A 3,807-nucleotide genomic window follows, 5' to 3' on the forward strand; every position below is an offset into this window, starting at 1 on the left:
TCATCCCGGGTGAGATGCAGGGCGTTGTGCACCTTGTGCGCGATCTCCTGCGGCAGGTTCTCGCGCACCCAGGCGCGCACCTCTTCGCGGAACTTCTGTTCTTCGGGGGTGAAGGCTAGATCCATCTGTGTCTCCGGAATTCGTCATTCCCGCGCAGGCGGGAATCCAGTGGCCCCCTCGCCTGCGCGGGGATGACGGAGTTTACGTAGGGTCGTCTGTTTTCTGGTGTCCAGGCGGTGACAAACCGAGCTGGGTGGCGAGGTCGGTGACCAGGTCGCGCAGCTCCGCCACCTCCTCCTCCAGCGCGCTCACGCGGGCGGCCAGGGCGCCGTTGCCGGCTTTCGCTTCGGCGCACGCCTCGGCTGCGGCCACGTCCACCGGCCCGCACAGCAGGTGGGCCCAGCGGGCCTCGCGCGCGCCGGCCGCGCGCGGCCACTGCACCACCAGCGGGCCGCCCGTGGCCTCGGTGCGGCTGCGCAGCTCGTCGAGGAAGGCCTCCACCGAGGAGATGTCGGCGAAGCGGTACCAGCGTTCGCTGTGGATGCGCAGTTCGCCCGCCGTCTGCGGGCCGCGCAGCATCAGCAGGCCCAGCAGCACCGCCGACTGCTCCGGCACCACCATGGCGCGCTGGAAGTTGTGCTCCCAGCGCGTCACCCGGCCGCCGCTGGTGGCAAAGGCGAGCGAGCGGCGCTTGAGGCCATCGAGTGCTTCCTGCACCTCCGCTTCGCTGAGGTTGGTGACGGGATCGCGCGCGCTCTTCTGGTTGCAGCCGGCCACCAGCGCGTTGAGCGTCATGGGGTAGCTGTCCGGCACCGTGCGGGCCTTCTCCATCAGCGTTCCGAGGACGCGGGCCTCTTCCAGGGTCAAAGGTTCCATGTGGGGATAATCGGCGCCAGCATGAAGAACATCGTGATCCTCATTTCCGGCGGGGGCTCGAACATGGCCGCCATTGTGCGCGCGGCGCAGCGCGACAACTGGCGCAAGGCCTTCGGCGCGGAAGTGACGGCCGTGATCAGCAACCGGCCCGACGCGGGCGGCCTCGCCTTCGCACGCGAGCAGGGGCTTGCCACCGAAGTGGTGGACCACAAACCTTTCCCTTCGCGCGAGGCCTTCGACGAAGCGCTGGCCGCGGCGATCGACCGCCACGTGCCGGCGCTGGTGGTGCTGGCGGGCTTCATGCGCATCCTCACGCCCGGCTTCGTGCAGCGTTACCAGGGGCGGCTGCTGAACATCCATCCCTCGCTGCTGCCCGCCTTCCCGGGCCTGCACACGCACCAGCGCGCGCTCGATGCGGGCTGCCGCTTCGCGGGCGCCACCGTGCACCAGGTCACCACGGAACTGGATTTCGGCCCGATCCTGGAACAGGCCGTGGTGCCCATCGTGCCGGGCGACACGGCCGCCACGCTGGCCGCGCGCGTGCTGACGCAGGAACACCTGATCTACCCGAAGGCGATCGCGCAGTTCCTGCGGCAGGCAGCGTAGTCGCACGCGCCCGGCGACAATCGGGGGATGCACCCCAAAGCCTTGCTCGATGCCTGCGCCGAGCTGGTCCGAGAAGTCCTCCGCTTCGACCATCCCGCCGACGCCGTGGTGTCGCGCTACTTCCGCGAGCACCGCTCGCTCGGCCCGCGCGAGCGCGCCACGCTGGCCGAGACCGCCTATGCGGTGATCCGGCGCAAGCTGCTGTTCGAGCACTTTGCCGGCTCCGGCAGCGGCCCGCGCGAGCGCCGGCTGGCCATCCTCGGTTTCTACGGCGATCGCGATTTCCTCAAGAGCGCGCTCAACGAGCAGGAGAAGGCCTGGCTGGACCAGTGCGACGCGGTGGACCCCGCCACCCTCTCCGAGCGGCACCGCCACAACCTGCCGGAGTGGCTGGTCGCCCCGCTGAAGGCGCAGCTCGGCGAGGAGTTCTGGCCCCTGGTGGCAAGCCTGGACCAGACGGCGCCGCTGGACCTGCGCGTCAACACCCTCACCGACAAGCGCGAGGACGTGCGCTCGGAGCTGGCCCTGGCGGACATTCGCGCCACCCCCACGCCGTATTCCCCCTGGGGCCTGCGGCTGGAGGGCAAGCCGGCGCTGCCCCGGCTGGACGCCTTCGCGCGCGGCGCCATCGAGGTGCAGGACGAGGGCTCGCAGTTGCTGGCATTGCTCACCGATGCGCGGCGCGGCCAGATGGTGGTGGACTTCTGCGCCGGCGCCGGCGGCAAGACGCTGGCGCTGGGCGCGATGATGCGCAACACGGGGCGGCTCTACGCCTTCGACATCTCCGCCCACCGGCTGGAGAACCTCAAGCCGCGGCTGGCACGCAGCAAGCTTTCCAACGTGCATCCGGCCGCCATCGCCCACGAGCGCGACGAGCGCATCAAGCGCCTGGCCGGCAAGATCGACCGCGTGATCGTGGACGCGCCGTGTTCCGGCCTGGGCACGCTGCGGCGCAATCCGGACCTGAAGTGGCGCCAGTCGCCGGCCGGCGTGGCGGAGTTGACGGCCAAGCAGGCCGCCATCCTGGAAAGCGCCGCGCGCCTGCTCAAGCCGGGCGGCCGCATCGTCTACGCCACCTGCAGTCTTTTGACGGACGAAAACGAGGCGATCGCCAAGGCGTTCACCGACGCGCACCCCGCGTTCCGGCGACTTTCGGTACGGGAATTGCTGGATTCCGCCAAGGTGGGCGATGCCGGCAAGCTCTGCGATGCTTCGGGGCAGGACCTGCGGCTCTGGCCGCACCGGCACCAGACCGACGGCTTCTACGCAGCGGTTTGGGAAAAAGTCCAGTCCTGAAGTCAAAAGTCCGTCGCGCCGGGGAACCCCCCGGCCTAGAATCCGTCCTATACGTTCCTTTGCCCGCGGGATCTCTCGATGCGGGCTTTTCCCCGAGAAAGAGAAAACGCATCCATGTTGCTTCCCGATTGGGCCGTCCTGAACGCGGCGATCGACTGGCTCGCCAACGGTCTGTGGAATCTGTCCTGGTGGCAGGTCGTGATCTACACCCTGGTGACCACGCACATCACGATCGCCAGCGTGACCATCTTCCTGCACCGTGCCCAGGCCCATCGGGCGATGGACCTGCACGCGATCCCCTCGCACTTCTTCCGCTTCTGGCTCTGGCTGGGCACCGGCATGGTGACCAAGGAATGGGTCGCCATCCACCGCAAGCACCACGCCAAGTGCGAGACGCCCGAGGATCCGCACAGCCCGCAGACGCGCGGCATCGACACCGTGTTCTGGCAGGGCGCCGAGCTCTACCGCGCCGAGGCGAAGAACAAGGAAACGCTGGCCAAGTACGGCCACGGCACGCCCGATGACTGGATCGAGCGCAACCTCTACACCCGCTTCAGCTGGCAGGGCGTGGCGCTGATGCTGATCATCAACGTGGCGCTGTTCGGCGCCATCGGCCTGGCCGTCTGGGCCGTGCAGATGCTGTGGATCCCCGTCTCCGCCGCCGGCATCATCAACGGCATCGGCCACTACTGGGGCTACCGCAACTTCGAGGCGCCGGACGCCAGCACCAACATCTCGCCCTGGGGCATCATCATCGGCGGCGAGGAGTTGCACAACAACCACCACACCTATCCGACCTCGGCCAAGTTCTCCGTCAAGCCGTACGAATTCGACATCGGCTGGGTCTACATCAGCCTGATGCGCCGCATCGGCTGGGCCACGGTGAAGAAGGTGCCGCCGAAGCTGCGCCTGGGCACCATCAAGCCGGTGGCCGACGAGAAGACGCTGGAGGCGGTGATCGCCAACCGCTACGAGGTGATGGCCGGCTATGCGCGCGAGATGCGCCGCGCCTGCAAGGCGGAGATCGCC

At 68.6% G+C, this 3,807-nt stretch carries 4 protein-coding genes and 1 pseudogene; 3 read left to right on the forward strand and 2 right to left on the reverse strand.

What is annotated here, in order from left to right; translation table 11 throughout:
• Positions 1-125: pseudogene (locus VFM98_RS15075) on the reverse strand (pimeloyl-CoA dehydrogenase large subunit); the annotation flags it as partial.
• A 76-nt stretch (positions 126-201) separates the two neighbouring features.
• Complete coding sequence (locus VFM98_RS15080; RefSeq protein WP_325110729.1) at positions 202-876, reverse strand: YceH family protein; 675 nt, start codon at positions 874-876, stop codon at positions 202-204.
• A 21-nt stretch (positions 877-897) separates the two neighbouring features.
• Here VFM98_RS15080 and purN point away from each other — a divergent pair, with 21 nt between their 5' ends.
• From purN to VFM98_RS15095, 3 genes are all read left to right on the forward strand, one after another.
• Positions 898-1,482 (forward strand): phosphoribosylglycinamide formyltransferase, encoded by a 585-nt coding sequence (gene purN, locus VFM98_RS15085; RefSeq protein WP_325110730.1) that lies wholly within the window; start codon positions 898-900, stop codon positions 1,480-1,482.
• A 27-nt stretch (positions 1,483-1,509) separates the two neighbouring features.
• Positions 1,510-2,778 carry an RsmB/NOP family class I SAM-dependent RNA methyltransferase gene (locus tag VFM98_RS15090; protein ID WP_325110731.1) on the forward strand — a complete coding sequence of 423 codons (1,269 nt, stop codon included), beginning with the start codon at positions 1,510-1,512 and terminating at the stop codon, positions 2,776-2,778.
• Positions 2,779-2,892: 114 nt separating this feature from the next.
• The coding region (locus tag VFM98_RS15095; RefSeq protein WP_325110732.1) for a DesA family fatty acid desaturase at positions 2,893-3,807 on the forward strand (915 nt) is incomplete at its 3' end.

It is taken from the genome of Ramlibacter sp., assembly GCF_035706265.1.
GTDB lineage: Bacteria > Pseudomonadota > Gammaproteobacteria > Burkholderiales > Burkholderiaceae_C > Ramlibacter.

What these genes read in the sequence shown, in the direction of transcription:
- VFM98_RS15080 (WP_325110729.1), bottom strand. Translation starts at nt 876, where the DNA reads ATGGAACCTTTGACCCTGGAAGAGGCCCGCGTCCTCGGAACGCTGATG.
- purN (WP_325110730.1), top strand. Translation starts at nt 898, where the DNA reads ATGAAGAACATCGTGATCCTCATTTCCGGCGGGGGCTCGAACATGGCC.
- VFM98_RS15090 (WP_325110731.1), top strand. Translation starts at nt 1,510, where the DNA reads ATGCACCCCAAAGCCTTGCTCGATGCCTGCGCCGAGCTGGTCCGAGAA.